General features: G+C 59.5%; 1 protein-coding gene and 3 pseudogenes. 2 read left to right on the top strand and 2 right to left on the bottom strand.

All coding sequences use genetic code 11. The annotated features are described in order from the left end of the window. Window positions 1-547 (top strand): annotated as a pseudogene (locus tag A9D15_RS02865) (DDE-type integrase/transposase/recombinase); the annotation flags it as partial. 209 nt (window positions 548-756) lie between these two features. On the opposite strand, the pseudogene A9D15_RS02860 reads toward A9D15_RS02865, so the two are convergent. Then, window positions 757-2,053, bottom strand: a pseudogene (locus A9D15_RS02860) (IS110 family RNA-guided transposase). Between the two features lie 153 nt (window positions 2,054-2,206). On the opposite strand from A9D15_RS02860, the pseudogene A9D15_RS02855 reads away from it, so the two are divergent. Next, a pseudogene (locus tag A9D15_RS02855) lies at window positions 2,207-2,569 on the top strand (integrase core domain-containing protein); the annotation flags it as partial. A gap of 621 nt (window positions 2,570-3,190) precedes the next feature. On the opposite strand, the gene A9D15_RS02850 reads toward A9D15_RS02855, so the two are convergent. Beyond that, on the bottom strand, window positions 3,191-4,231 hold the full coding sequence (locus tag A9D15_RS02850; protein ID WP_066760674.1) for an IS110 family RNA-guided transposase: 1,041 nt from the start codon (window positions 4,229-4,231) through the stop codon (window positions 3,191-3,193). Window positions 4,232-4,315 lie beyond the last annotated feature (84 nt).

Below are 4,315 nucleotides of genomic sequence, written 5' to 3'. Positions count from 1 at the left end.
TCTGACGCCCGCCGCCAAGCGGGAAGCTGTGGCTCATCTCCAAGCCTACCACGGGATGAGCGAACGGCGGGCGTGCCGTGTGATCGATGCCGATCGCAAGAGCGTGCGTTACCGTTCCACGCGGGACGATGACGCCGCGGTTCGTGAGAAGCTGCGTGAGCTGGCCAACCAGCGTCGCCGGTTCGGCTATCGCCGTCTGCACATCCTGCTGCGCCGGGAGGGCGTGATGATCAACCGCAAGAAGACCCAGCGCCTTTATCGCGAGGAAGGGCTGGCGGTCAGGCGACGACGCAGTCGTCGGCGTGCCGTGGGGACCCGAGCGCCTGCTCCGGTGCTGGCCTTGCCGAACCAGCGCTGGAGTCTGGACTTCGTGCACGACCAGATGGCCTCGGGCCGGCGCTTCCGCGTGCTCAACGTGGTCGATGACGTGACCAGGGAGTGCCTGGCGGCGGTGCCGGACACGTCGATCTCGGGCCGCCGTGTCGTGCGCGAGTTGACGGAGCTGATCGCCGAGCGTGGCAAGCCGGGGATGATCGTCAGTGACAACGTCCTATGTGGGGAAGCAGCAGCGGGAGATGGCCAGCAGGTCTCGTTGCGCCGAGTGTGATCGGCGCTGATGTCTTTGTGATCCAGATGGCTTCCATCGTCAAGGAATGCGCTCTCGGCCATAGCAAACACAGGATCCATCGACCGGTCTGGGCGTGGTCCTCACCGTCCTTAAGATGAGATGCGGATGCCAGATGGAAGGCCCGAACATTATCTACAGGGTCGCAGTTGCGCCCTCACGGCTCCACAGAGAGGGGTCCTTCCATCTGGTGTCCGCCCGTTCGAGAAACGGGCGGTACTCGGTTCCCGTCTTGATGACGGCGTGTGCGACGCGCGCCATCTTGGCGGTGAGTGCGGTCATTGCCTTGCGGCGTCGATCGGGGTCGTTGGGATGCCCGGCGACATAGCGCCCGAGCTTATCGCGAAAGCTGTTGTCGCGTTGTCGGATGGCGACCTGGGTTGCCATCCAGAAAGTCCGTCGCAGCCGAGCATTGCCATACTTTGACAGCTTCGTCCGCCCACGGAATGTCCCGGACTGGCAGGTGGCGAGATCGAGCCCGCAAAACTTGAGAAACTGGCGATGATGGTTGAAACGCCGCAAATCGCCAGCTTCGGCCAAGATCGTCAGAGCATTGATCGGCCCGATCCCCGGGATCATGCGCAGCAGCTGGTAATCGCGGTTCTCGCCGAGCATTGCATGGGCGGTTTGCTCAATCTCATTGCGCTGCTGGATCAGGCTTCGGGCCTGTGCGATCACCATACGGAACATCGTGATCGCGACGGAATCCTCGTCGACTGGCAGCGCTATGGATGTGCAGGCAGTCTCGTAAATATCGTTGATCAACCGAGCCTTGGATACCTTCCGGCCGACCAACGTCCAGGCTTCACTGGTAAAACCTTCCCGGCCAACAGCGATTATGCTGCCGGGTGTGGGGAAGTGCTCAAGCAAAGCCAGGAACCAATCAGACCGACTGTTGCCGGCGAAGCGCTCGATCTCCGGAAAATACAGCGGCAGATAGTGCGTGAGGATCCGGTGCCAGGTCTGGGTCTTGGCCTTCGAAATGGCTTCATGGGTCTTCGACATCTCCTGCAAATCGTTGATACCGGCGGCCAGCGGATCAACGTAGCGCTGGGTTGCACCGATCCGCAGCATGTGCAGGATGACCTGGGCATCCTTGGAATCGTTCTTGTCCCAGCCATTGTGAAGCGCTTCGCGTGTCCGGGCCAATGCGACCGACGAAATCAGGCGCAGCTCGAAACCCGCGGAAAGTAGCCTGTGTGCCAGTGTGCGGTGGTAATTGCCGGTAGCTTCAAAACCGACGACAATCGGGCGGCCAATTGCGGAAAGGTCGTCCGCCAATCGATCGTAGTCGGCCTTGGTCGCCATGACAGTCATGCGGCGGCGGCGACCGCCTTCCGGTCGCTCGATCAGGACTTCCTGCCGATGCTTGGACATGTCGATGGCTACCAGCACGGCATCGGCGGGAGTAGAACTACGCTTGGTCATGGTCGGTCAGTCTCCAAAGTGTTGAGTCGACAACTTCACTTTAGAGACCTGCAGGCCAATCATGGCCGCCTTGATGAAGCCGGCGGGCGCTACGCGCCCTTGTCTCCATCAAGGCAAATGCTGCCTGAAAAGAGCAGCTTCCCAATGTGCTATGGCACCGAGCTTACCAGTAATGCCGTGCTGGCATGGTGCGGGGAGATCGGCGTGGAGTGGCATTACATCGCACCGGGCAGACCGATGCAGAACGGCTATGTCGAGAGCTTCAACGGCCGCATGCGCGACGAGCTACTAAACGAGACACTGTTCCTCAGCCTTGCCCATGCCCGCGTCGAGATCGCGGCATGGGTGGAAGACTACAATCGGGAGAGGCCGCACTCATCCCTTGGCTACGCAACACCGGCGGCGTTCGCCGCCCAACTGGATAAGCAATGGCCTGCTTCGCTACGCCCTACGGGCTCCGCTACGCAGCCCATTGCTTCAACCGCGCTCATGCGCAAAACAACCGCCCGGCTCTAATCCCAGCTGGGGGAAAGCTGGGGGTCAGGTCACAGTACAAAAGGAGTTGAATATGCCGGAGGGGTCACCATTCGCTTCAGGTCGACAGGATACTTGGCGGAGCCAAGAAACGACTACTTTCAAGGATACTTATAGGACCAGCGCTGAAGAGCCAATTGCTCCACCGCCTACCTCCGGATTTTGTGACGGCGCAAAGCTACCAGTTGAAGATCTCGCACGGTTTGTGAAGCTGGTTGAAGCGGCCAAATCATGCGGCTTCAGTTCGCTGGATGTCGATCTCACTAGTAATGGTCTTAGCGTAAGGTTGATTAGCTTAGCATCCTGTCCAGATAACCGGCACCATATGTGGACGGCTCCCTCTTGCAAGGGCTGTGCGGAGAATTTGATCGGATCGCTTGCGTCCATATGTCCGGCCTGTGGGTGCGACCGCACATGGTCGCTGGCCAAGATGGTTTCCGCAGCATGAGTTCCAAACACCTCAGCGGCCTCGAACGGCCATTGGTGCCGATGGAATGCCACACGCCTTGGATCGATCGATCGCACCATCTGCTCAATTCCTGCAAGATTTGGCATCAGCTCAGTACGATAGCAAACGGCTGCTCATCGTGCCTAGCCAATCTCTCACGCTGCCACTGCCGGCGGCGATAGTTCTGCTCTTCGATATTGCTCACCGCTCACCATCAGTTTCCAGGCGATTCTCGCGATCTTGTTGGCGAGCGCCACCGCAACGAGTTTGGGCTTCTTGCGTTCGAGCAATCCCAAGAGCCAGACAGAGGCATTCTTGCCTCCAGTACGGCGGACGTGCTGAACAACGGCGGTGGCTCCTACCACGAGTGTACTGCGCAAGAGCTCATCACCGGCTCGTGTAATGACCCCGAGCCTGACTTTGCCGGCAGTCGAATGATCGCGGGGTGTCAAACCGATCCAGGCCGCAAAGTCTCGCCCGGATTTAAACTGTTGCGGGTCTGGGGTTTTCATCATTAGCAATGAGGCGCCGATTGGGCCGACGCCGGGAATTTTTGCGAGCCGTTGGCTACATTCGTCATTGCGGTGCCATTCCATGACCTGGGCTTCGACCCGCTCGATTTCCATCAGGAGCTGCGAATATTCCCTGCCATGAAGCGCAAATAATTCCCGTGCCAGTTCCGGGATCGCCTCGTCCGCCGCGATGCGTTCGAGCAGGGGCTCGATCCGGCACATGCCCGTTGCTGCGGTAACTCCGAACTCTGCCGCAAAGCCACGGATGGTGTTGGCGAGCTGCGTGCGTTTCTGAATGAGCCTGGTACGCATCGCTATGAGCATGAGGGCGGCCTGCTGCTCTACGCTCTTAGCCGGCACAAACCGCATTGTGGGGCGGCTCATCGCCTCGCATAGCGCTTCTGCATCGGCCGCATCATTCTTGCCGCGCTTGACGTAAGGTTTTGCTAGTTGCGGTGCGATCAACCTCACTTCGTGACCATACGAACCGAGAAGACGCGCCCAGTGGTGCGCGCTGCCGCAGGCCTCGATGGCGACGACAGTCGGTGGCAACTTCTCGAAAAACCGGACCATCTCCCGGCGCGTCAGCTTCTTGCGCAAGACCGGCTGTTCTGCCGAATTGACACCGTGCAGTTGAAAAACGTTCTTTGACGTATCCATCCCTATGCGAATAATCTGTTCCACGGGCGGCTCCTTCATGTGAGTCCTACAACGAAATCACCTTGGCACATTGCGATGCCGCTGGGAGCCGTCCAACCCAACACCTCA

This window comes from Croceicoccus pelagius (assembly GCF_001661915.1).
GTDB lineage: Bacteria > Pseudomonadota > Alphaproteobacteria > Sphingomonadales > Sphingomonadaceae > Croceicoccus > Croceicoccus pelagius.
The sequence above is the reverse complement of the archived record's forward strand: the minus strand, read 5'-3'. Positions and strand labels throughout refer to the sequence as shown.